This is a genomic window from Burkholderia sp. APQ4-4ca (assembly GCF_057837105.1).
Genome location: NZ_JBYQCG010000099.1, coordinates 30442 through 50706, shown reverse-complemented (window position 1 = coordinate 50706; position 20265 = coordinate 30442). Strand labels below are relative to the sequence as shown.

At 68.1% G+C, this 20265-nt stretch carries 24 protein-coding genes; 6 read left to right on the top strand and 18 right to left on the bottom strand.

What is annotated here, in order from left to right; translation table 11 throughout:
• The 4 genes from AC3IFE_RS11865 to AC3IFE_RS11850 form a co-directional block, all read right to left on the bottom strand.
• Nucleotides 1–777 (bottom strand): aminotransferase class III-fold pyridoxal phosphate-dependent enzyme (locus AC3IFE_RS11865; RefSeq protein WP_489190648.1); only part of this gene is annotated, 777 nt, incomplete at its 3' end.
• A 35-nt stretch (nucleotides 778–812) separates the two neighbouring features.
• Entirely contained in the window at nucleotides 813–2150 is a 1338-nt protein-coding gene (locus AC3IFE_RS11860; RefSeq protein ID WP_089468645.1) for a glutamine synthetase family protein, read from the bottom strand.
• 28 nt (nucleotides 2151–2178) lie between these two features.
• A complete protein-coding gene (locus tag AC3IFE_RS11855; protein ID WP_489190647.1) occupies nucleotides 2179–2964 on the bottom strand; it encodes a gamma-glutamyl-gamma-aminobutyrate hydrolase family protein in 786 nt (261 codons plus the stop codon).
• A gap of 283 nt (nucleotides 2965–3247) precedes the next feature.
• A complete protein-coding gene (locus tag AC3IFE_RS11850; RefSeq protein ID WP_006488040.1) occupies nucleotides 3248–3430 on the bottom strand; it encodes a hypothetical protein in 183 nt (60 codons plus the stop codon).
• A 455-nt stretch (nucleotides 3431–3885) separates the two neighbouring features.
• On the opposite strand from AC3IFE_RS11850, the gene AC3IFE_RS11845 reads away from it, so the two are divergent.
• Both AC3IFE_RS11845 and AC3IFE_RS11840 read left to right on the top strand, forming a co-directional pair.
• Nucleotides 3886–4437, top strand: coding sequence for a cupin domain-containing protein (locus AC3IFE_RS11845; RefSeq protein WP_089468799.1), 552 nt, complete (start codon nucleotides 3886–3888; stop codon nucleotides 4435–4437).
• Nucleotides 4438–4525: 88 nt separating this feature from the next.
• Nucleotides 4526–6016 carry an aldehyde dehydrogenase gene (locus AC3IFE_RS11840; protein WP_301739972.1) on the top strand — a complete coding sequence of 497 codons (1491 nt, stop codon included), beginning with the start codon at nucleotides 4526–4528 and terminating at the stop codon, nucleotides 6014–6016.
• A gap of 66 nt (nucleotides 6017–6082) precedes the next feature.
• On the opposite strand, the gene AC3IFE_RS11835 is transcribed toward AC3IFE_RS11840, so the two are convergent.
• Entirely contained in the window at nucleotides 6083–6283 is a 201-nt protein-coding gene (locus tag AC3IFE_RS11835) for a heavy-metal-associated domain-containing protein (protein WP_089468642.1), read from the bottom strand.
• A gap of 330 nt (nucleotides 6284–6613) precedes the next feature.
• On the opposite strand from AC3IFE_RS11835, the gene AC3IFE_RS11830 reads away from it, so the two are divergent.
• Nucleotides 6614–6946 carry a cupredoxin domain-containing protein gene (locus tag AC3IFE_RS11830; protein ID WP_006488047.1) on the top strand — a complete coding sequence of 111 codons (333 nt, stop codon included), beginning with the start codon at nucleotides 6614–6616 and terminating at the stop codon, nucleotides 6944–6946.
• A gap of 12 nt (nucleotides 6947–6958) precedes the next feature.
• Nucleotides 6959–7795 carry an FTR1 family iron permease gene (locus AC3IFE_RS11825; protein ID WP_089468640.1) on the top strand — a complete coding sequence of 279 codons (837 nt, stop codon included), beginning with the start codon at nucleotides 6959–6961 and terminating at the stop codon, nucleotides 7793–7795.
• Nucleotides 7796–7922: 127 nt separating this feature from the next.
• Here the strand turns inward: AC3IFE_RS11825 and AC3IFE_RS11820 are convergent, their stop codons facing one another.
• From AC3IFE_RS11820 to AC3IFE_RS11780, 9 genes are all read right to left on the bottom strand, one after another.
• Nucleotides 7923–8141, bottom strand: coding sequence for a DUF6566 family protein (locus AC3IFE_RS11820; RefSeq protein WP_006477594.1), 219 nt, complete (start codon nucleotides 8139–8141; stop codon nucleotides 7923–7925).
• The gene (locus tag AC3IFE_RS11815) at nucleotides 8141–8587 is read right to left on the bottom strand and encodes a hypothetical protein (protein ID WP_301739970.1); all 447 of its coding nucleotides are present in this window, start codon (nucleotides 8585–8587) and stop codon (nucleotides 8141–8143) included. Before AC3IFE_RS11815 ends, AC3IFE_RS11820 begins: the two co-directional genes overlap by 1 nt.
• A gap of 71 nt (nucleotides 8588–8658) precedes the next feature.
• Nucleotides 8659–8979, bottom strand: coding sequence for a helix-turn-helix domain-containing protein (locus AC3IFE_RS11810; protein WP_489190646.1), 321 nt, complete (start codon nucleotides 8977–8979; stop codon nucleotides 8659–8661).
• Nucleotides 8972–9337, bottom strand: a complete 366-nt coding sequence (locus AC3IFE_RS11805) for a type II toxin-antitoxin system RelE/ParE family toxin (RefSeq protein WP_089468637.1) — start codon at nucleotides 9335–9337, stop codon at nucleotides 8972–8974. The genes AC3IFE_RS11810 and AC3IFE_RS11805 overlap by 8 nt, the downstream gene beginning before the upstream one ends.
• A gap of 128 nt (nucleotides 9338–9465) precedes the next feature.
• Complete coding sequence (gene glmS, locus AC3IFE_RS11800; protein ID WP_301739969.1) at nucleotides 9466–11283, bottom strand: glutamine--fructose-6-phosphate transaminase (isomerizing); 1818 nt, start codon at nucleotides 11281–11283, stop codon at nucleotides 9466–9468.
• A gap of 54 nt (nucleotides 11284–11337) precedes the next feature.
• Entirely contained in the window at nucleotides 11338–12699 is a 1362-nt protein-coding gene (glmU, locus tag AC3IFE_RS11795) for a bifunctional UDP-N-acetylglucosamine diphosphorylase/glucosamine-1-phosphate N-acetyltransferase GlmU (protein WP_489190645.1), read from the bottom strand.
• A gap of 134 nt (nucleotides 12700–12833) precedes the next feature.
• Complete coding sequence (ttcA, locus tag AC3IFE_RS11790; protein WP_489190644.1) at nucleotides 12834–13814, bottom strand: tRNA 2-thiocytidine(32) synthetase TtcA; 981 nt, start codon at nucleotides 13812–13814, stop codon at nucleotides 12834–12836.
• Nucleotides 13811–14215 carry a dihydroneopterin aldolase gene (locus tag AC3IFE_RS11785; RefSeq protein ID WP_489190643.1) on the bottom strand — a complete coding sequence of 135 codons (405 nt, stop codon included), beginning with the start codon at nucleotides 14213–14215 and terminating at the stop codon, nucleotides 13811–13813. The genes ttcA and AC3IFE_RS11785 overlap by 4 nt, the downstream gene beginning before the upstream one ends.
• Nucleotides 14216–14290: 75 nt before the next feature.
• On the bottom strand, nucleotides 14291–15034 hold the full coding sequence (locus AC3IFE_RS11780; protein WP_089468633.1) for an SDR family oxidoreductase: 744 nt from the start codon (nucleotides 15032–15034) through the stop codon (nucleotides 14291–14293).
• 13 nt (nucleotides 15035–15047) lie between these two features.
• Between AC3IFE_RS11780 and AC3IFE_RS11775 the strand changes: the two genes are divergently transcribed.
• Nucleotides 15048–16238, top strand: coding sequence for a class I SAM-dependent methyltransferase (locus AC3IFE_RS11775; protein ID WP_489190642.1), 1191 nt, complete (start codon nucleotides 15048–15050; stop codon nucleotides 16236–16238).
• A 13-nt stretch (nucleotides 16239–16251) separates the two neighbouring features.
• Nucleotides 16252–16446 (top strand): DUF2905 domain-containing protein, encoded by a 195-nt coding sequence (locus AC3IFE_RS11770; RefSeq protein WP_011546377.1) that lies wholly within the window; start codon nucleotides 16252–16254, stop codon nucleotides 16444–16446.
• 24 nt (nucleotides 16447–16470) lie between these two features.
• On the opposite strand, the gene AC3IFE_RS11765 is transcribed toward AC3IFE_RS11770, so the two are convergent.
• From AC3IFE_RS11765 to AC3IFE_RS11750, 4 genes are all read right to left on the bottom strand, one after another.
• A complete protein-coding gene (locus AC3IFE_RS11765; protein WP_027785622.1) occupies nucleotides 16471–16692 on the bottom strand; it encodes a hypothetical protein in 222 nt (73 codons plus the stop codon).
• 117 nt (nucleotides 16693–16809) lie between these two features.
• A complete protein-coding gene (locus tag AC3IFE_RS11760) occupies nucleotides 16810–17718 on the bottom strand; it encodes a carbohydrate kinase family protein (RefSeq protein WP_489190641.1) in 909 nt (302 codons plus the stop codon).
• Nucleotides 17715–18995 carry an AGE family epimerase/isomerase gene (locus AC3IFE_RS11755; RefSeq protein ID WP_489190640.1) on the bottom strand — a complete coding sequence of 427 codons (1281 nt, stop codon included), beginning with the start codon at nucleotides 18993–18995 and terminating at the stop codon, nucleotides 17715–17717. Before AC3IFE_RS11755 ends, AC3IFE_RS11760 begins: the two co-directional genes overlap by 4 nt.
• Nucleotides 18992–20011, bottom strand: coding sequence for a LacI family DNA-binding transcriptional regulator (locus AC3IFE_RS11750; protein ID WP_089468629.1), 1020 nt, complete (start codon nucleotides 20009–20011; stop codon nucleotides 18992–18994). Before AC3IFE_RS11750 ends, AC3IFE_RS11755 begins: the two co-directional genes overlap by 4 nt.
• Between the last annotated feature and the right edge of the window lie 254 nt (nucleotides 20012–20265).

Sequence of the window (20265 nt, the reverse complement as noted above, 5' to 3'; positions counted from 1 at the left end):
GATCACGCCGCCCGCGCCCTGGAACGGCTCGCCGATGAATGCCGCGACGTTCTCCGCGCCGAGTTCGAGAATCTTCGCTTCGAGCTGCTGCGCCCGCGCGAGGCCGAATGCTTCCGGCGTCTCGCCGGGCTGCGCTTCGCCGAAGAAATACGGCTGGTCGATATGCACGATGTGCTCGACCTTCGACGGCATCTGCTCGTGCATGTAGCTCATTCCGCCGAGCGTGCCGCCCGCGATCGTCGAGCCGTGATAGCCGTTCTTGCGCGAGATCACGTATTTCTTCTGCGGCTGGCCCTGCACGCGCCAGTATTGATGCACGAGGCGCAGCACGGTGTCGTTGCCTTCCGAGCCGCTGTTGCAATAGAAGAAGTGGTTGAAGCCGGCCGGCGTGACTTCCGCGAGCATCGCGGAAAGCTCGATCACCGGCGGGTGCGTGGTCTTGAAGAACGTGTTGTAGAACGGCAGTTCCTGGATCTGGCGATACGCGGCGTCGGCGAGTTCCTTGCGGCCGTAGCCGACGTTTACGCACCAGAGGCCTGCCATTCCGTCGATCACCTTGTTGCCGTCGGAGTCCCACAGGTAGACGCCGTCGGCCTTTACGATCACGCGGCTGCCGGCGCGATTGAGCGCGCCCATGTCGGAGAACGGGTGGATGTGGTGCGCGGCGTCGAGCGCGCGGTATTCGGCGGTCGTGCGTGCCTGCGTCGCGCGCGGCGCGGTGGCCGCGGCGGTCGGCGCGGCCGGCTGGATCCAGGCAGATTCGTTGCGGTAAGTCATGTTTCCTCCGTGATTCCGTATGCGGTGATGCGCGCTTAAACGTGCAGCAGCAAATGGCGGCGTTCCCACGAGCTGATCACGCGGAAAAACGCTTCGTATTCGGTTTCCTTCAGCGCGAAATACGCCTTCAGGAACTTGGGCCCGAGGATCTCGCCGAGCGGCTCGCACGCGGCCATCAGCGTCAGCCCTTCCTCGAGGTTGCGCGGCAACTGGTACGGCTGGCTGTAGCCGTCGCTCACCAGCGGCTCGGTCGGCTCCAGGCGCTGCGTCATGCCGAGATAGCCGGCCGCGAGCGTCGCCGCGAGCGCGAGGTACGGGTTGCAGTCGACGCCCGGGATGCGGTTCTCGATGCGGCGCGCGGCCGGCCCCGAGTGCGGGATGCGGAAGCCCACCGTGCGGTTGTCGTAACCCCACTGCACGTTGATCGGCGCGGCCATGAAGCGCGACAGGCGGCGATACGAGTTGATGTACGGCGCGAAGATCGGCATCAGCGCCGGCGTGTACTTCTGCAACCCCGCGAGGTAGTTGTAGAACATCGACGTCGCGCCGCCGGTTTCCGGCGACGTGAACAGGTTCTGGCCCGTTTCCTCGTCGACGATGCTCTGGTGCACGTGCATCGCCGAGCCCGGTTCGTCTTCCATCGGCTTGGCCATGAACGTCGCGTACATGTTGTGGCGCAGCGCGGCCTCGCGCACCGTGCGCTTGAACAGGAACACCTGGTCGGCCAGCGACAGCGCGTCGCCGTGCATGAAGTTGATCTCCATCTGCGCGGCGCCGACTTCGTGGATCAGCGTGTCGATGTCGAGGTTCTGCGCTTCGCAGTATTCGTAGATGTCCTCGAACAGCGGGTCGAACTCGTTGACGGCCTCGATCGAATACGACTGGCGGCCCGTTTCGGGGCGGCCCGTGCGACCGACGGGCGGACGCAGCGGCAGGTCGGGGTCCTTGTTCATGTCGACCAGATAGAACTCGAGCTCCGGCGCCACGACCGGCTTCCAGCCCTTCGCCTTGTACAGGTCGAGCACGCGGCGCAGCACGTAGCGCGGCGAGATCTCGACCGGCGAGCCGTCGAAGTGCACGCAGTCGTGGATCACCTGCGCGGTCGGGTCGACGGCCCACGGGATCAGCCGGATCGTCGACGTGTCGGGCACGCACACCATGTCGGGATCGGTCACGCCGGTGAGCGAGCCGTCTTCCGGATAGTCGCCGGTGACGGTCTGCACCATCACGGCCTGCGGCAGGCGCATCGATTCGCCGGACGTGAACTTGTTGCGCGGCGTGATCTTGCCGCGCGCGATGCCGGCCATGTCGGGAATGATCGCTTCGATCTCGGTGATCCGGTGCTGCTTCAGAAAGTCTTCGATGTCTTGCATGTCTGTTCTCGTTGTCTGGTGGGCGCGCTCAGGCGAGCGCGGCGGCGGCCATGGCGCGGGTGCGTTCGACGCGACGGGCGCGGCACGCGTCGCCGAACGCGCGGAAGATCGCGCTCGACAGCGGGTCCTGCGCGTGTCGCCATTCCGGATGCCACTGCACGGCCAGCGCGAACGCCGGGGCGTCGACGACGCTCACGGCCTCGATCAGCCCATCCGGCGCGACGGCCTCGACGGCGAGGCCGGCGCCGAGCCGCGCGACGCCCTGCTTGTGCAGCGAGTTCACGTGCACTTCGTCGCGGCCGCCCGCGAGCGCATGCAGCTTGCCGCCGGGCGTCAGGCGCACGACGTGCGCGGGGCCGTATTGCGTGTCCATCGGCGCGCCGTCGTCCTCGCGGTGGTCGGCGAAGCCGGGCACTTCATGTACGCGCTGGTGCAGCGTGCCGCCGCAGACGACGTTCAGCTCCTGGAAGCCGCGGCACACGGCCAGCACGGGCACGCCCGCGGCGATGGCCGCGCGCAGCAGCGGCAGCGTCGTCGCGTCGCGGGCGGGGTCGTGCTTCGTACCGGGCTCGCTCGGCTCGCCGCCGTAACGATGCGGCTCGACGTTCGAGTAACTGCCGGTAAACAGCAGGCCGTCCACGGCGTCGAGCACGTCGGCGGTCGACTGCCGCTCGCCGAGCGCCGGCAGCACCATCGCGAGCGCATGCGCGCCGTCGACGATCGCGGCGACGTATTTGTCGCCGACCGTATGCGACACGTGCGCGCCGATCTGGGTGAGGTCGGCGGTGATGCCGACGAGAGGTTTCCTTTCCATGACGTCAATCAGTAATCCGTAGGGACGTGACGCGCGTCGGCCCGAATGCGGCGAAACGCGGGCGCGACACGACCCCGCAGCCCGGCGCTGAGCGCGGGGCCGCTGGTGAATGGGCGCAACGGGATGGCGTGGCGATCCGCGCTGCGCGCGACGGTCAGGCCGTCGTTCGTTTCATTGCGATACGCGACGCGGCAACGAATGCGCGAACGCGTGCCGTCACCGCACGGACGATGCGGTTGGCGAATCGACAGAAAAAACGAACGACGTGAAGAAAGGAGAGGCGCTACGGCAGCAGCGACGCCACTTCGTCGGTATCGACGGCGACGAATGCGCGTGCGGAAACGGCGTTGTGGCGCCGAACGGAACGACGGGACAGGATGGTGTAGATCGACAGGTGAAGCAGGCGAGGACTATGCCAGCCGCAACTGCCGTCGGAAGCGGGAACGGCGCTGCGCAAACTTCGCACATCGCCTCGATCCCACCTCACCAGAGGGCCACGGACTCTCACGATTACACTCGACTGGTTTGTTGAAAGTATTGAACACCTGATCGTTTCGACGCGCGGGGCGTTTAAAATAATCGAGGCGCCGGTCCGGCATCATTTACATTCACGGGCGTCGATTGTTGCGTTGCGATAACGCTTTTCGACGCCTGTGAAAGCCTGATGACGCTGACCTGAGAGCCAGCATATACGAGCCAATAACGGCGTCAAATGTTTTTTATCGGTCCTGCATCAGGGCTTTCCCGAGCAATACGAACAAAAGATTCGCAAAAGGAATAATCGACGCGCCGTCCATTATTTCGAACGCCTTTCAGGGTTTTCCCCGCTGATGTGCGGCATAAAGTGATTAGAATATTCAACGGCAGTCCACCGCGTCGTTTCACTTTGTCATCGCACTTATCGTGTCCGAAACCGAATCGATGTCCACCGAAGTCGCCGAGCGCCTGCGTTTCGTGCGCAACAAGCATGGCCTGTCGCAGCGCGAACTCGCGAAACGCGCCGGCGTCACCAACGGCACGATCTCGCTGATCGAACAGGGCCGCGTGAGCCCGTCGGTCGGCTCGCTGAAGAAACTGCTCGAATGCATCCCGATGAGTCTCGCGGAGTTCTTCACGTTCGAGCTCGTCGAATCGCGCGCGGTCGTGTCGCGTCGCGACGAGATGCCGAACCTCGGCAACGAGACGCTCGCGTTTCACCTGGTCGGCGCGAACGTGAAGGATCGCAACATGTGCATCCTGCGCGAGATCTACCAGCCGCTCGCCGACACCGGGCCCGAGATGCTGGTGCACGCGGGGCACGAGGGCGGCGTCGTCGTGTCGGGCCGGCTCGAGCTGACCGTCGATAGCGCGACGTGGCTGCTCGACCCCGGAGACGGCTACTACTTCGAAAGCCGTTTGCCGCATCGTTTTCGCAATCCCAGCGCGGAACTGATCTGCGAGGTCGTGTCGGCCAATTCGCCGGCAACCTTCTGACCGCGCGTCACTGCATTCGCGGCGGGCCGCCGGTGCGCCACGCGCGCGGCGGGCCGCATCGCGAATGTCACCACATTGAGGCATCCTGATGAACAAGTTGACTTTGGCTGACTGGCAACACAAGGCGGCGTCGCTCGAGATCGAAGGGCGCGCATTCATCGATGGCGCGTCGTGCGACGCGCACGGCGGCAAGACGTTCGACTGCGTGAGCCCGATCGACGGCCGCGTGCTGGCGAAGGTCGCCGACTGCGGCGAAGCGGACGTGAACGCCGCGGTCGCGGCCGCACGCCGCGCGTTCGACGCAGGGGTATGGGCCGGCCTGAACCCGCGCGCGCGCAAGGCCGTGCTGCTGCGCTGGGCCGCGCTGATGCGCGAGCATCTCGACGAACTGTCGCTGCTCGAGACGCTCGACGCGGGCAAGCCGATCGGCGACACGACGACGGTCGACGTGCCGGGCGCCGCGTACTGCGTCGAATGGTTCGCCGAGGCGATCGACAAGGTCGGTGGCGAGGTCGCGCCGGCCGATCACCATCTCGTCGGTCTCGTCACGCGCGAGCCGGTCGGCGTGGTGGCCGCCGTCGTGCCGTGGAATTTTCCGATCCTGATGGCCGCATGGAAATTCGGCCCTGCGCTCGCGGCCGGCAACAGCGTCGTGCTGAAGCCGTCGGAGAAATCGCCGCTGACCGCGATCCGCGTCGCGCAGCTCGCGTTCGAGGCCGGCATCCCGGCCGGCGTGTTCAACGTCGTGCCGGGCGCGGGCGAACCGGGCAAGCTGCTCGCGCTGCATCGCGACGTCGACTGCATCGCGTTCACCGGTTCGACGGCGGTCGGCAAGCTGATCATGCAGTACGCGGCGCAGTCGAACCTGAAGCGCGCGTGGCTCGAACTCGGCGGCAAGTCGCCGAACATCGTGCTGCCCGATTGCCCCGATCTCGACCGCGCGGCGCAAACGGCGGCCGGCGCGATCTTCTACAACATGGGCGAGATGTGCACGGCCGGCTCGCGGCTGCTCGTGCATCGCGACATCAAGGACGCGTTCATCGAGAAGCTCGTCGCGGCCGCCCGCGCGTACGTGCCGGGCAATCCGCTCGATCCGTCGGTATCGATGGGCGCGATCGTCGACGGCATTCAGCTCGAGCGCGTGCTCGGTTACATCGAAGCGGGGCGCGGCGAAGGCCGGCTCGTCACGGGCGGTGCGCGCGTGAATGCGGAAACGGGCGGCTTCTACGTGGAGCCGACGGTGTTCGAGGTGAAGCCCGACGCGAAGATCGCGCGCGAGGAAATCTTCGGGCCGGTGCTGTCGGTGATCGTGTTCGACGACGTCGACGAGGCCGTGCGGATCGCGAACGACACCGAATACGGGCTGGCCGCGGCCGTGTGGACGTCGAACCTGACGACCGCGCACGACGTATCGCGCCGCCTGCGTGCGGGGACCGTGTGGGTGAACTGCTACGACGAGGGCGGCGACATGAACTTCCCGTTCGGCGGCTACAAGCAGTCGGGCAACGGCCGCGACAAGTCGCTGCATGCGCTCGAGAAGTACACCGAACTGAAGTCGACGCTGATCCGGCTGCGCTGACGCGCCGCCGGGCATGGGCGCGGGCGCGTCGCCGTCCGGCGCTGCGCCCGCGGCCTTCGGCGCGCGTTACGCGGTGCGCAGCGCGGGATGGAAGCCGGCGGCCTCGATGACCGACTGCACGCGCTCGGCGCCTTGCGCCGAGTCGACCTTGACGATCTTCGCCGCGACGTCGATGTCGAGCTTCGCGGCGGGGTCGGCAGCCGTCACCGCGCGCGTGATGGCGTTGGCGCAGCCGCCGCAGGTCATGTCCTGGACTTCGAATTCCATCGTGTTCTCCCGGGTAGGTGGTGGATGAGTATGTTCAGCATGAAGCTTGCCATGGTGGGAAGGTCAAGCGCCGCATGCGGTGATGCACATCGCATCAGTCGTTTGTCATGCTGAAGTCTGACGAATAGCCATTGGTGTAGGCGCGTCAGTCGGAATTTTTCCCGATTGACGACTGCACATTGTCGGCGAAATCCGGCGAAGCCTTGCGTGGCCACGCGCACGCGGGATCGATGGAGCATGATCTCCATGCTCCATGTAAGGGTACTCCGAGGTGAAAATGCGAATCGATCTTAGTATCGATTCCCTTCCATATTTCCGCTCATTACACCCATGACCCGTTTCGCTATCGGTTTCGCGCTGGCCCTGCTGGGCGCCTCGGCCACGTCCGCTTTCGCGGCCGACGACGTCGTCAACCTGACGTTGAAGGACCACAAGTTTTCGCCCGACGGCGTGACGATCCCTGCCGGCAAGAAGGTGAAGTTCGTCGTGAAGAACCTCGACGCGACGCCCGCGGAATTCGAAAGCGACGACTTCAAGGCGGAGAAGGTCGTGCCGGCCGGCAAGTCGGTCGAGATCCTGGTCGGGCCGCTGAAGGCCGGCACCTACGAGTTCCACGACGAGTATCACGAAGCGCAGTCGAAGACGCACCTGACCGTCAAGTAAGCCGATACCGACATGCTGTCCACTGCCCTGATCGTCTTTCGTGAAGTGCTCGAGGCCGCGCTGGTGGTCTCGATTGTGATGGCCGCCACCAAGGGCGTGCCGCGGCGCGGCTGGTGGGTCGGCGGCGGGCTGGTCGGCGGCGTGGTCGGCGCCGGCCTGATCGCGGCGTTCGCCGACGTGATCTCGCAATGGGCATCCGGCATGGGGCAGGAAGTCTTCAACGCGGGCGTGATGTTCGTCGCGACGCTGATGCTCGCGTGGCACTGCATCTGGATGAGCCGCCACGGCCGGGAAATGGCGCTGCACATGGGCGAGGTCGGCCGCGCGGTCGCGGCCGGCAGCCGGCCGTTGACCGGGCTCGCGATCGTGGTCGGCGTCGCGGTATTACGCGAGGGCTCCGAGGCCGTGCTGTTCCTGTACGGGATCGCGGCGGGCGAGCCCGGGCAGACGCCGCAGATGATCGCCGGCGGGCTGCTTGGCGTGCTCGGCGGCGCCGGGCTCGGCTACGCGATGTATGCGGGCCTGCTGCAGATCCCGTTGAAGCGCCTGTTCTCCGTCACCAACGCGCTGATCGTGCTGCTCGCCGCGGGCATGGCGAGCCAGTGCGTCGGCTTCCTGCTGGCCGCCGGCTTCGTGCCGTCCTGGGGCGACGTGGTCTGGGACACGTCGTGGCTGCTCAAGGAATCGAGCATCGTCGGCAAGGCGCTGCATACGCTGATCGGCTATACGGCGCGGCCGGCAGGCATCCAGATCGCCGCGTACGTCGCGACGCTGGTGGCGATCCTCGTGCTGGCACGGCTCGTCGGCCGGCCGCGGCAGACGGTGAGGCCGCCGCACGCCGCGGCGTGAGTGTTCCGGGCTTCCGGGGGCGAACGAAAGAAGGGGCGTCATCGACGCCCCTTCGTTCATTTGCGACGCGCGACGCCCCGGCGCAGCGCCGGCGACGGCGGCCGCGGATGCGCGCTGCCGGGTTCGGTCAGCTGTGGTTGTCGATCCACGCGCGCGCCCATTCGAGCCCCGCGTCGCGCGCGTCGTCTTCGGTGTCGAACACGCCGAGCACGCCCGACGCCTCGACGAGCCGGTTGTTCTGCGTGATCGTGCCGCTCGCCGCGAAGCGCTCGGGCTGCATGATCTCGTCCTGCTGCAGGATCGCGTGGCCCCAGATCTGGTAGCCGTGGTAGGTCTGCGCTTCCATTATCGAGTCACCTCCGCGGAGCGGCCGTGCGTGCCGACCTGCAGCACGTTGCCGTCCGGCGTGTATTGACGCGGGATGTCGGAGAAGGTGAGTGCGCGCGTCGCGTCCGGTGCGGCAGGCTGCATCACCGTGAGACGCCCGGGTGCGGGTTGCGCGACGGGGCGCGGGGCGGCCGGGGTGTCGGCCGTGGCCGGGCGGTGCGCGCCGGCTTTCACGGCCTGCGCGACGCGGCGCTTGTGCGGTTTCGCGATGGGTTTCGGCGTGGCGCTCGCGTGCTTTTCCGCGCTCTTGCCGGTGCGTGCGTCGGCGCCCGTGCGGGCACCTGGCGTACGCGCCGCAGGCTGCCGCGCCTCGGGCGGGTTCCAGACCTCGACGTAGTGCTCGGCGGCCCAGCCCGACGACGCGAACGTCAGCGCCAGCAATCCGCATCCAAACAGTCTTACCATTGTCTCTCCGTCATATTCGTTGCGGCGCGCGTCCAGCCGGGGCCGTGCAGGGGCATTCGGGGAATGCCGGCTCAGGAGAACACCTCGAGCCCGTGTTTCTCGACGATCTGGAGCATGCGCGCGGCGATGCCGCTCGGCCGCTTGTCGCCCTGTTCCCATTGGCGGACCGTCGATGTCGTCGTGTTCAGGTAGAGCGCGAACACGCTCTGGCTGACGTTGACCGACTTGCGGATGCGGGCGATCGCTTCCGGATCGAATTGCGGCGCGGCTTCGATGCAGAGATCGTCGTATTCGCGCATCGTCTTCTTGTCGATCAGTTGCGCACGATAAAGGCCCGACGCGGCGCTGTGGACCGCCTCCGTCGCGTCGCTCTTGAATCGACTCTTAGCCATTGCAAATCTCCACCCACTCTTTCAGGGTAACCAGCGTCGCGATGTCGCTGTCGGTGTGTCGGCCGACATCCGCGGCGAGCTTTCTGAAGGCGCGCAGTTCGCGGGCGTCGATGTCGTCGCGGTCGCATTTCGCGAACAGGAACACGAACACCCACGTGTGCCCGACCTTGCCCAGCACGATCCCGCGCTGCCGATTGCCGTCGAGGCGCTTCTTCCAGACGTTGCCGCCGAGATCGACGCCCTGACCGCGGGCCAGCTCCCGCACCGCGCGGCAAAGCTCGTCGTCGGCGATTCCCGCTTTCCCGGCTGCCTTGTGAAACCACTTCGTCTTGAAGACGCGTCGTACGGAAGCAGACATGTCGAACCGGTCGAATTAGCACAGGATTATATACCACTACGTGGTACATATTTCGACCTGGCCAAACGGCCTGCCTTGCGCCCGCACGCGGTCGGGACGGCCCGGCACGGGGCCATCCCGTCGCCTGGTTACTCCACCGTCACCGACTTCGCGAGATTCCGCGGCTTGTCGACGTCGGTGCCGCGCGCACACGCGGTGTGATACGCGAGCAGTTGCAGCGGCACGACGTGCAGGATCGGCGACAGTTGCCCGTAGTGCTCCGGCATCCGGATCACGTGCAGGCCGTCGTCGTTGACGATCTGCGTGTCCGCATCCGCGAACACGTACAGTTCGCCGCCGCGCGCGCGCACTTCCTGCATGTTCGACTTCAGCTTCTCGAGCAGCGTGTCGTTCGGCGCGACCGTGACGACCGGCATCGCTTCCGTGACGAGCGCGAGCGGCCCGTGCTTCAACTCGCCGGCCGGATAGGCCTCGGCGTGGATGTACGAGATTTCCTTCAGCTTCAGCGCGCCTTCGAGCGCGATCGGGTAGTGCAGCCCGCGGCCGAGGAACAGCGCGTTTTCCTTGCGCGCGAATTCCTCCGACCACGCGATGATCTGCGGCTCGAGCGCGAGCACGCTGTTCAGCGCGGCCGGCAGGTGGCGCAGCTCCTTCAGGAATTGCGCTTCCTGCGCGGCGTCGACGTGCCCGCGCAGCTTGCCGAGCGTCGCGGCCAGCACGAACAGCGCGACGAGCTGCGTCGTGAACGCCTTCGTCGACGCGACGCCGATCTCGGTGCCCGCGTGCGTCAGGAACTGCATCTCGGTCAGGCGCACCATCGCGCTCGTCGCGACGTTGCACACCGCGAGCGTATGCGTGTGGCCGAGCGACTGCGCATGCTTGAGCGCGGCGAGCGTGTCGGCCGTCTCGCCCGATTGCGAGATCACCAGCACGAGCTGGCGCGGGTTCGGCACCGACTCGCGGTAGCGGTATTCGCTCGCGATCTCGACCTGGGTCGGGATCTTCGCGATCGATTCGAGCCAGTACTTCGCGGTGAGGCCCGAGTAGTAGCTCGTGCCGCACGCGAGGATCAGCAGGCTGTCGATCGCCGCGAACGCGGCGGGCGCGGCGTCGCCGAACAGCGTCGCGTCGAAGGCTTCGGTTTGCGGCACCGTGTCGCCGATCGCGCGCGGCTGCTCGAAGATTTCCTTCTGCATGAAGTGGCGATAAGGCCCAAGCTCGACCGCGCCGCCGTATGCGCTGACCACGCGGATTTCACGCTGCACGGTGGCGCCGTGACGGTCGACGATCGTCACGCCGTCGAGCGACAGCTCGCACACGTCGCCTTCCTCGAGGAACGTGAAGCGGTCGGTGCTGCCGGCCAGCGCGAGCGCGTCGGACGCGAGGAAGTTCTCGCCGTCGCCGTGACCGACGACGAGCGGCGAACCCTGGCGCGCGCCGACGACGGTGTGCGGCTGGTCCTTGTGCGTCACCGCGATCGCATACGCGCCGTGCAGTTGCTGCACGGCTTCGCGCACCGCGTCGAACAGGTTGCCGCGATACAGGCTGTGCACGAGGTGCGCGATCACTTCGGTGTCGGTCTGCGACACGAATTCGTAGCCCTTCGCGCGCAGCGCTTCGCGCAGCGTCTCGAAGTTCTCGATGATGCCGTTGTGCACGAGCGCGAGCGCGTTCGACGAGAAGATCGGGTGCGCGTTGTGCGTGACCGGCGCGCCGTGCGTGGCCCAGCGCGTGTGCGCGACGCCGGTCGCGCCTTCGAGGTGCGTGTCGCGCACCTGCGCATCGAGATCGGCGACGCGCGCGACGCTGCGCGCGCGCTTCGGTGCGTCCGGCTCGAGCACGGCGACGCCGCACGAGTCGTAGCCACGGTATTCGAGGCGCCGCAATCCTTCGATCAGCACCGGAACGATATTACGCTGCGCAACTGCGCCGACAATGCCGCACATGAATGGTCAATCCTGTCAGTCGAAGCGGGCGCCGCGCGGGCGCCCGCAAATGGTTCAGCTCTTTTTCTTGACCGGGCGGACGTAGCCGCTCTTCGCGGTCTGCGTCTTCTCGTTCAACGCGAGGACGCCTTCGGCGACGTCCTTCCAGATCGTCGTGCCGGCCGCGATCGTCACGCCGCGGCCCACGCGCACGGGCGCGACGAGCTGCGTGTCGGAGCCGACGAACACGTCGTCCTCGATCACGGTGCGGAACTTGTTCGCGCCGTCGTAGTTGCAGGTGATCGTGCCCGCGCCGATGTTCACGCGCGCGCCGATGTCGGCGTCGCCGATGTACGTGAGGTGGTTCGCCTTCGAGCCGTGGCCGATCACCGCGTTCTTCACCTCGACGAAGTTGCCGACGTGCGCTTCGTCCGCGAGCTGCGCGCCCGGGCGCAGCCGCGCATACGGGCCGATCACGGTGTGCGCGCCGAGCTCGGCGCCGTCGATGTGCGTGAACGCGTCGATGCGCGTGCCCGCGCCGATCGATGCGTTGCGGATCACGCAGTTCGGGCCGATCGTCACGTCGTCGGCGAGCGTCACGTTGCCTTCGAACACGCAGTTCACGTCGATCGACACGTCGCGGCCGCAGCGCAGCGTGCCGCGCACGTCGACGCGCGCCGGATCGGCAAGCGTCACGCCGTCGACGAGCAGCGCATCGGCGACGTTGCGCTGGTAAATGCGCTCGAGCTCCGCGAGCTGCGCCTTGCTGTTCACGCCGAGCGTTTCCCATTCGTCGTCGGGCTGCGACGTGACGACCTCGAAGCCGGCCTCGATCGCGAGTTCGACGACGTCGGTCAGGTAGTACTCGCCCTGCGCGTTTTCGTTCTTCAGCGCGCCGAGCCACATCGACAGCTGGGCCGTCGGCGTGACGATGATGCCGGTGTTGATCTCGGCGATCCGCAGTTCGTCCGGCGACGCATCCTTCTGCTCGACGATGCGCGTGACGAAGCCGGCCGCGTCGCGCACGATGCGGCCATAGCCGGTCGGGTCGTCGAGCGTGACGGTCAGGATCCCGTAGCGGCCGTCGCGCGCGGCGTCGACGAGACGCCGCAGCGTCGACGCGCGCGTGAGCGGCACGTCGCCGTACAGCACGAGCGTCGGTTGCGCGGGATCGAGGAGCGGCAGCGCCTGGCGGACCGCGTGGCCGGTGCCGAGCTGCTCGGCCTGCACCGCGAACTGGACGTCGGGCGCGGCGACGGCGGCCTGGACCTGCTCGGCGCCGTGGCCGACGACGACGACGAGCCGGGACGGCTGCAGCGTGCGCGCGGTGTCGATGACGTGGGAGAGGAGCGGCCTGCCGGCCAGGGGGTGAAGCACTTTCGGCAGCGCGGAACGCATGCGCTTGCCGGTGCCTGCCGCCAAAATCACGATATTCATGGCGCGCGCGTGGGTCAGAGTTCGAAGCCGTCCATTTTAGCATGCGGCCCTTGTCGCTCCGGGCCTGTCGCGGCGCGGCGACACCGCTGAAACGAGGCCGCCGGCCCCGGTTTCGGCGGGTGTTCGGTCCCTGCTTACAGGTCGTCGAACTGGACGATCGAGATCGGTTGGGCGGCGCCCGGCGCGGCCGCGTCGTCGCCCGATGCGCACGGCTCCTCGTCGAACGCGATGTCGCCTTGCGGATCGGCCTCGCCCGTCGCGCGCAGCGACTGGAACGGGTACAGCGTCGTGTCCATCAGGTGCGACGGCACGACCTTCGCGAGCGCGTTGAACATGTTGTCGACGCGGCCCGGGAAGCGTTTGTCCCAGTCGCGGATCAGCGCCTTCATTTCCGCGCGCTTCAGGTTCGGCTGGCTGCCGCACAGGTTGCACGGGATGATCGGGAATTCGCGCAGCTCCGCGTATTTCTCGAGATCGGCTTCCTTCACGTACGCGAGCGGGCGGATCACGATGTTCTTGCCGTCGTCCGACTGCAGCTTCGGCGGCATCCCCTTCAGCTTGCCGCCGTAGAACATGTTCAGCAGCAGCGTCTGCACGATGTCGTCGCGGTGATGGCCGAGCGCGATCTTGGTCGCGCCGAGCTCGCCGGCCACGCGGTACAGAATCCCGCGGCGCAGCCGCGAGCACAGCGAGCAGGTCGTCTTGCCTTCCGGCACGAGCCGCTTGACGATGCTGTAGGTGTCCTGGTTCTCGATGTGGAACGGCACGCCGACCTGCTTCAGGTATTCGGGCAGCACGTGCTCGGGGAAGCCCGGCTGCTTCTGGTCGAGGTTCACCGCGACGATGTCGAAGTCGATCGGCGCGCGCTCGCGCAGGCGCAGCAGCACGTCGAGCATCGCGTAGCTGTCCTTGCCGCCCGACAGGCACACCATCACCTTGTCGCCCTGCTCGATCATGTTGAAATCGCCGATCGCCTGGCCGACCTGGCGCACGATCCGCTTGAACAGCTTGTTGTTCTCGTACGCTTCCTTCTGCTCGCGGCGCGTCAGCGCGGGGCGGCCGGTTTCGGCGGTGGCGGCGTCGGCCGCCGTGTCGTTCATGTGGGGGGCGTTCATGCGCGCTCCTCGTCCTTGATGCGAAAGACTTCGACGCCGACGGCGTCGCAGTCCGGATAGGCGTCCGGTTTCTCGGTACGGACGCGTACCGCGCGCACGGTGTCGTGCGCCAGCAGGTGCGCGGCGATCGAATCGCACAGCGTTTCCTGCAGGTGGATGTGGCCGCGCGCCAGGCACTGCGCGACGCTCTGCTTCATCAGGTCGTAGTCGACGACTTCGTGCAGCCGGTCGTCGACGGGGGTGGACAGCGCGAGCGGCACGAACAGGTCGATGTTGACGACGACGCGTTGCTCGCCGCGCTTCTCGTGTTCGAAGGCCCCGATGTTGATGTGCACCTCGTAGTCGCGCAGGTAGAGCCTGCGGCAATCCGCGAGGCGGGGGTGCAGGAGAGCGGAAAACATGGTCGTCCCAGTCAAATTGGCGTGCGCGCACGCAAAGCGGCGCGGGCGGCGGCTCTCAGGCCGCGCCCGCGCGGTTCATTCATTCGGGCCGGCGGCGGGCGGCACCAGGTGCTCGCCGCCGTCGACGGTCAGCGTCGCGCCCGTCACACCGGGCGCGCTCGCGAGATAGCAGGCGGCCGCCGCGATGTCGTCCGCGTGCGGCGCGTGGCCGCGCACGAGCGCCGCGACCCGCACCTTCGGCGCGAGCGCCAGCGCGAGCGCCGACGTCGCGCGGTTCAGCGCGGCCTGCATCAGCGCATGCGACAACTGCGCCGGCGCCGGGTGAAACAGGGCCTGATCCAGTACGTGAATCGCGCACGCGCGCAGCGTTTCGTCGTCGCGCGCGGCGTCCGGTGTCGCGTCGGCGAGCGCGCGGGCCAGCGCCAGCGGTGCGGTCACGTTGCGCGCGAGCGCGGCGGCGAGCGACGCGCCATCGACCGTGTGCGCGTCGTCGGCGCCGGCGCTGGCGCTGACGAATACCGCGCACGCGGGCCGGCCGAGCGCTTCGCCGCACGCGGCGACGAGGGCCGCGGCATCGGCTTCCAGGGCCGGATCGGCGTCGAGCACCGCCGCGCGGCGGCCGTGCGCGGCGACTTCGGCGACGAGCGCGTCGGCGGCCGCGCGCGGCGCACCCGGGCTGCGCTGCAGCGCGACGTCCCAGCCGCGGCGGGCGAAACCCGTCGCGAGCGCGCGGCCGATCGATGCGGCGTCGGCCGCGCTGCCCAGGGCGCCCGTGACGAGCACCACGCGTGGGGTCGACGTATCGGCTGAAACGGTCATTTACAATGCCGGGATGAACCCGAAAGCTCACGAACCCGCTAGTTTACCTGCTCCCGGCCCCGACGCGCTCGCGCAGTCCGAAACCCTCGCCGCGCAACTGCGTGACGAGATCGCGGCGGCCGGCGGCTGGCTGCCGTTCGACCGCTTCATGGAGCGCGCGCTGTATGCGCCGGGCCTCGGTTATTACAGCGGCGGCGCGCGCAAGTTCGGGCGCCGCGCCGACGACGGCAGCGACTTCGTCACCGCGCCCGAGCTGTCGCCGCTGTTCGCGCAGACGCTCGCGAATCCCATCGCCGAAGCGCTCGCGGCGAGCGGCACGCGTCGCGTGATGGAATTCGGCGCCGGCACGGGCAAGCTCGCGGCCGGGCTGCTGGCGGCGCTCGACGCGACGGGCGTCGAACTCGACGAATACCAGATCGTCGACCTGTCCGGCGAGCTGCGCGAACGGCAGCGCGACACGATCGAAGCCGCGGTGCCGGCGCTGGCCGCGAAGGTGCGCTGGCTCGATGCGTTGCCCGAGCGGTTCGACGGCGTTGTGGTCGGCAACGAGGTGCTCGACGCGATGCCGGTGCGCCTCTTCGCGAAGGCGGACGGCGCGTGGCGCGAGCGCGGCGTCGCGCTCGACGCGCGGCAGGCGTTCGTGTTCGACGACCGGCCGGTCGGCGCAGCCGGCCTGCCGGCGGTGCTCGCGACGCTCGACGTCGGCGACGGCTACGTGACCGAAACGCACGAGGCCGCGCTCGCGTTCACGCGCACCGTCTGCACGATGCTCGCGCGCGGCGCGGTGCTGCTGATCGACTACGGTTTTCCGGCGCACGAGTACTACCACCCGCAGCGCGACCGCGGCACGCTGATGTGCCACTACCGTCACCACGCGCACGACGACCCGTTCGTGTACCCGGGCCTGCAGGACATCACCGCGCACGTCGAATTCACCGGCATCTACGACGCGGGCGTCGCGACCGGCGCCGATCTGCTCGGCTACACGTCGCAGGCACGCTTCCTGTTGAACGCGGGCATCACCGACGCGCTGGCCGCGATCGATCCGTCCGACGTCCATCAGTTCCTGCCGGCCGCGAACGCGGTGCAGAAGCTGATCTCGGAAGCCGAGATGGGCGAACTGTTCAAGGTGATCGCGTTTTCGCGCGGGATCGACGGCACGCTCGACGCGTTCGCGCGCGGCGACCGCTCGCACGCGCTTTGACGGGGAGCCCGGCATGCTGCGCTGGCTATTGACGACGTTCATCGCGGTGATGATTCTGACGCGCTGCTGGCCGTGGCTCGGCAAGCTCGGCATCGGGCGGATGCCGGGCGACGTCACGCTGACGCTCGGCGGGCGGCGCTACCCGTTCCCGTTCATGTCGACGCTGGTGCTGACGATGCTGGTATCGATGGTGGCGCGGCTGCTCTGAGCCGCGCCGAAAAAGAGGAGCGCGTCACAGCTCGATCTCGCCGAGGATCCGGTGCGCGAGCGCCTTCGCCTCGTCGAACGCTTCTTCCTCGCTGGGGCTCGTCGAGTGGACGTCGTAGCGCATGTTCTCGGTGTCGTCCCCGTCGTCGCGCGCGAGGATCACGTAACCCTGGAACTGCCCGTTGCCCGCATGCTGGGTATGCGCCTTGGCCGTGTAGATGCCTTTCGTGAACGTGTTCGTGTCCATCGTGCTCTCCCGCGAAAAGGACGCTTCATCGTAGCACTGCGGCGCAGCATGGGGAACGCGGTTTATCGGTGACCGATCGGCGGCCGGTCACCCGCCTGCGCGCCCTTCACTGTCCGTTCAACCTTCGAGCAGCGCGACGACCTCATCGAGCGTCGGCGCATGTGCGCCCGTATGCCGGCACGCGGCGGCGCCGGCCGCCAGCGCGAACGCGAGATGCTCGCGCCAGCCGCGCTGCGGCGCGGCCATCAGGCTGAACAGCAGGCCGCCGATCGACGCGTCGCCCGCGCCGACGGTGTCGGCCACCTCGACGCGCGGCGGGCTGGCCTCGTGCACGGCGCCGTCCGCGTAGAGCGTCGCCGCCTGCGCGCCGCGCGTGACGAGCACGGCCGCCCGCGGGTTCAGCGCGCGCACCGCCGCGATCGCGTCGGGGCCGTCGCCGCCGAACAGGTGCCGCAAGTCTTCGTCCGACACCTTGATCAGGTCGGCGAGCGCGGCCATCTTCTCCAGCGTCGGCCGGTACGCGGCCGTCATCAGGTTCCGCACGTTCGGATCGAAGCTGATCTTCACGCCGCGCGCGTGCAGGTCGGTCGCGAGCGCGGCCAGCGTGCCCGCGAGCGGTTCGCGCACGAGGCTGATGCAGCCGAAATGCGCCCATTGCACGTGCTCGGTCCAGCCGGCCGGCAGCCGCGCGGGATCGAACGCGAGATCGGCGCTCGCTTCGCCGATGAAGAAGTACGCGGGCGGGCGCGTCTCGTGGACGATCGCGAGCAGCGGCGGCCGCGCGACGCGCTGCAGGAAGCGCAGGTCGAGGCCGGCCGCCTCGCTCGTGCGCCACAGCACGTCGGAGAAGCAGTCTTCGCCGATCGAGCCGGCGAGCGCGCTCGGGATGCCGAGCCGCGCGACCGCGCGCGCGACGTTCCAGCCGGCGCCGCCCGGCACCGACGTCCATTGCGCGTCGCCCGCGCGCACCATGTCGGTCAGGATGTCGCCCGCCGACACGAAAGCCGGAAACGTGCCGCCGCTCATTGCGCCGGCTCGCTGCGTTGCAGGCGCGCGAGGGTCGCGAGCACGTCGTAGCAGGCGCCCATCGTGTGATAGTCGGTCTTGCCGGCCGGGCTCTTCTCGTCGCTGTACTTGCGGTTGTCGCAGGTCAGGATTCGGTACCACGCGCCGTGGCGGTGATCGACGAAATGCGCCCAGCTGTAGCGCCAGATCTCGTCGTACCAGTCCCAGAAGCGCTCGCTGCCGGTGCGCGCGCCGAGCATCGCGGCGGCCGCGAAGGTTTCCGCCTGCACCCAGAAATATTTGTTGTGGTCGCAGATCGTGAAGTCGGGGCCGAAGCCGTAGCACAGGCCGCCGTGATCGGCGTCCCACGCGTGCGTGAGCGCCGCGTCGAACAGCTCGGCCGCGCGCGGCGCGAGCCAGTCGAGCGGGCGGTGCCTCTCGAGGATCAGCAGCAGCTTCGCCCATTCGGTCTGGTGCCCGGGCTGGAAGCCCCACGGACGGAAGATGTTCGAGCTGTCTTCCTTGTTGTAATCCCAGTCGATCGACCAGTCCGCATGGTAGTGCTCCCACACGAGCCCGCCCGACAGCGCGGCCTGGCGCTGCGTGACGTGGGACGCCACCTTCTCCGCGCGATCGAGGTACGTGAGGTGGCCGGTCGCCTCGTAGGCGGCGAGCAGCGCCTCCGTCATGTGCATGTTCGCGTTCTGGCCGCGGTACGACGACACGATCCAGTTCGGCGTCGCGTCGTCCGCATACAGGCCCGCGGCCGCATCCCAGAAGCGGTGCTCGGCGAGCTCGTAGGTGGCGGCGATCAGCGGGCGCGCTTCGTCGATGCCGGCCATCGTCGCGTGCGCGGCCGCGAGCAGCACGAACGCGAGGCCGTAGCAGTGGCGCGTGCCGTCGAGCGTCGCGTGCTTCGCGCCGTCGCGCCAGTCGAGCTCCCAGTCGTAGCCCTGCAGCGCGTCGTCCCAGTGCGCGTCGCGCAGGAAGCGCAGCCCGTGGCGCGCGTATTCCAGGTGGCGCGGATCGCCGAAATGGCGGTACGCCATCGCGTAGTTGAAGACGAACCGGCAGGTGCTGACGAGGTGGCGCGACGTGCGGTTGTAGACGCTGCCGTCGTCGCGGAAGTAATGGTGGAAGCCGCCCGTCGGGTCGAATGCGTTCGTCGCGTAGAAGCGCAGCGTGTCTTCGATATGCGACAGCAGGAACGACGGGTCGCGAAAGCTCGCGACGAACGGTGCCGCTTGCGCGTGGCTGGCCGGCGCGGCGGCGCGGGAGTGGGCGGGGGGCATGTTCATGATTCTTGGACCGTGGCGGTATCGAATGCCGGGGAGCCGGCGGGCTGGCTGCTGGCCCGCACGATCAGCTCGACGGGCAGGGAGATCTCGGTGCGCTCGGGCGATTCCGCGAGCAGCAGTTCGACGCCGCGGCGGCCGAGCGCTTCCTTGTCCACCGCGAGCGTCGTGAGCGGCGGGTTCGCGTGCGCGGCGGCCGGGATGTCGTCGAAGCCGACGATCGCGATGTCGTCCGGAATCCGCAGGCCGCGTGCGACGCACACGCGCTGCGCGGCCAGCGCGGCCGCGTCGTTGTACGCGAATACCGCGTCGGGGCGCGGGCCGGGCGCGTCGAGCAGTTGCTCCATCGCACGCGCGGCGCCGGTGTCGGGGTCGAGCCCCGCGTCGATCGTCACTTCGTACGCGGGATCGAACAATCGCCCGGCTTCGAAGAACGCGCGCCGATAGCCGATCGCGCGCTGCGCGATGCTGTAGTGCGCGGCCGAGCCGCCGATGAAGGCGATCCGCGAGCGGCCGGTGGCGAGCAGGTGGCGCATCGCGAGCGCCGCGCCCGTCGCGTTGTCGATGTTGACCGAGCGCAGCCCGGGCGCCCACAGGTCGATCAGCACGAGCGGCCGGCCGGTGGCGGCGAGCGCCTCGATCGTCTCGGGCTCGATGAAGCCCGCGACCGCGATCGCGTCGGGCGCATGCGGGCGCATCTGGCGCAGCACGTCGTCGTTCGGGCCGACCGTGAGCAGCGTCGGCACGATGCCGCGCTCGCGGCATGCGTCCTCGACGCCGTGCAGCACGTGCGAGAAGAACGGGCTTGCCGGAAAGCGGTTGTGCTGGCGGTGCAGCAGGAAGGTGAGCCGGCGGATGCGCGGCCGCAACTGCGCGGGATCGTAGCCGAGCTGCCGCGCGATCTCGACGATGCGCGCGCGCGTGGCTTCGGACAGGCCGGGCTGGTTTTTCAGCGCGCGGGAGACGGTGCCGATCGAGACCTCTGCCGCCCGCGCCACGTCGCGAATGGTCGTACCCATCGTTCGGGGTCCGTTTGTTTAGGGTGGAGGCGATTGTATAGTAAAACGTATCGCGGAATTCGGGCCGGATAACCGGGGAATACCCGCGAATAACGGGTTTTCAGGCGCTAATCTGCGAAAACGCCGTTACTAAAAATACTAAACAAAACGCGAAAAAGGCAAGGTGGGTGTGCGGATTGTCTGCCGGTGCCGACGGAGTGCCGAAAAGGGGCCGCGAGGGGCAGCCGGACTGCGGGCCGAGGCGAGCGTGGGGG

What these genes read in the sequence shown, in the direction of transcription:
- AC3IFE_RS11825 (WP_089468640.1), top strand. Translation starts at nt 6,959, where the DNA reads ATGCTGTCCACTGCCCTGATCGTCTTTCGTGAAGTGCTCGAGGCCGCG.
- AC3IFE_RS11835 (WP_089468642.1), bottom strand. Translation starts at nt 6,283, where the DNA reads ATGGAATTCGAAGTCCAGGACATGACCTGCGGCGGCTGCGCCAACGCC.
- AC3IFE_RS11810 (WP_489190646.1), bottom strand. Translation starts at nt 8,979, where the DNA reads ATGGCTAAGAGTCGATTCAAGAGCGACGCGACGGAGGCGGTCCACAGC.
- AC3IFE_RS11780 (WP_089468633.1), bottom strand. Translation starts at nt 15,034, where the DNA reads ATGACCGTTTCAGCCGATACGTCGACCCCACGCGTGGTGCTCGTCACG.
- AC3IFE_RS11860 (WP_089468645.1), bottom strand. Translation starts at nt 2,150, where the DNA reads ATGCAAGACATCGAAGACTTTCTGAAGCAGCACCGGATCACCGAGATC.
- AC3IFE_RS11785 (WP_489190643.1), bottom strand. Translation starts at nt 14,215, where the DNA reads ATGTTTTCCGCTCTCCTGCACCCCCGCCTCGCGGATTGCCGCAGGCTC.
- AC3IFE_RS11805 (WP_089468637.1), bottom strand. Translation starts at nt 9,337, where the DNA reads ATGTCTGCTTCCGTACGACGCGTCTTCAAGACGAAGTGGTTTCACAAG.
- AC3IFE_RS11770 (WP_011546377.1), top strand. Translation starts at nt 16,252, where the DNA reads ATGCTGCGCTGGCTATTGACGACGTTCATCGCGGTGATGATTCTGACG.
- AC3IFE_RS11815 (WP_301739970.1), bottom strand. Translation starts at nt 8,587, where the DNA reads ATGGTAAGACTGTTTGGATGCGGATTGCTGGCGCTGACGTTCGCGTCG.
- glmU (WP_489190645.1), bottom strand. Translation starts at nt 12,699, where the DNA reads ATGAATATCGTGATTTTGGCGGCAGGCACCGGCAAGCGCATGCGTTCC.
- AC3IFE_RS11765 (WP_027785622.1), bottom strand. Translation starts at nt 16,692, where the DNA reads ATGGACACGAACACGTTCACGAAAGGCATCTACACGGCCAAGGCGCAT.
- AC3IFE_RS11840 (WP_301739972.1), top strand. Translation starts at nt 4,526, where the DNA reads ATGAACAAGTTGACTTTGGCTGACTGGCAACACAAGGCGGCGTCGCTC.
- AC3IFE_RS11855 (WP_489190647.1), bottom strand. Translation starts at nt 2,964, where the DNA reads ATGGAAAGGAAACCTCTCGTCGGCATCACCGCCGACCTCACCCAGATC.
- AC3IFE_RS11775 (WP_489190642.1), top strand. Translation starts at nt 15,048, where the DNA reads ATGAACCCGAAAGCTCACGAACCCGCTAGTTTACCTGCTCCCGGCCCC.
- AC3IFE_RS11750 (WP_089468629.1), bottom strand. Translation starts at nt 20,011, where the DNA reads ATGGGTACGACCATTCGCGACGTGGCGCGGGCGGCAGAGGTCTCGATC.
- AC3IFE_RS11760 (WP_489190641.1), bottom strand. Translation starts at nt 17,718, where the DNA reads ATGAGCGGCGGCACGTTTCCGGCTTTCGTGTCGGCGGGCGACATCCTG.
- AC3IFE_RS11755 (WP_489190640.1), bottom strand. Translation starts at nt 18,995, where the DNA reads ATGAACATGCCCCCCGCCCACTCCCGCGCCGCCGCGCCGGCCAGCCAC.
- AC3IFE_RS11845 (WP_089468799.1), top strand. Translation starts at nt 3,886, where the DNA reads ATGTCCACCGAAGTCGCCGAGCGCCTGCGTTTCGTGCGCAACAAGCAT.
- ttcA (WP_489190644.1), bottom strand. Translation starts at nt 13,814, where the DNA reads ATGAACGCCCCCCACATGAACGACACGGCGGCCGACGCCGCCACCGCC.
- AC3IFE_RS11830 (WP_006488047.1), top strand. Translation starts at nt 6,614, where the DNA reads ATGACCCGTTTCGCTATCGGTTTCGCGCTGGCCCTGCTGGGCGCCTCG.
- glmS (WP_301739969.1), bottom strand. Translation starts at nt 11,283, where the DNA reads ATGTGCGGCATTGTCGGCGCAGTTGCGCAGCGTAATATCGTTCCGGTG.
- AC3IFE_RS11820 (WP_006477594.1), bottom strand. Translation starts at nt 8,141, where the DNA reads ATGGAAGCGCAGACCTACCACGGCTACCAGATCTGGGGCCACGCGATC.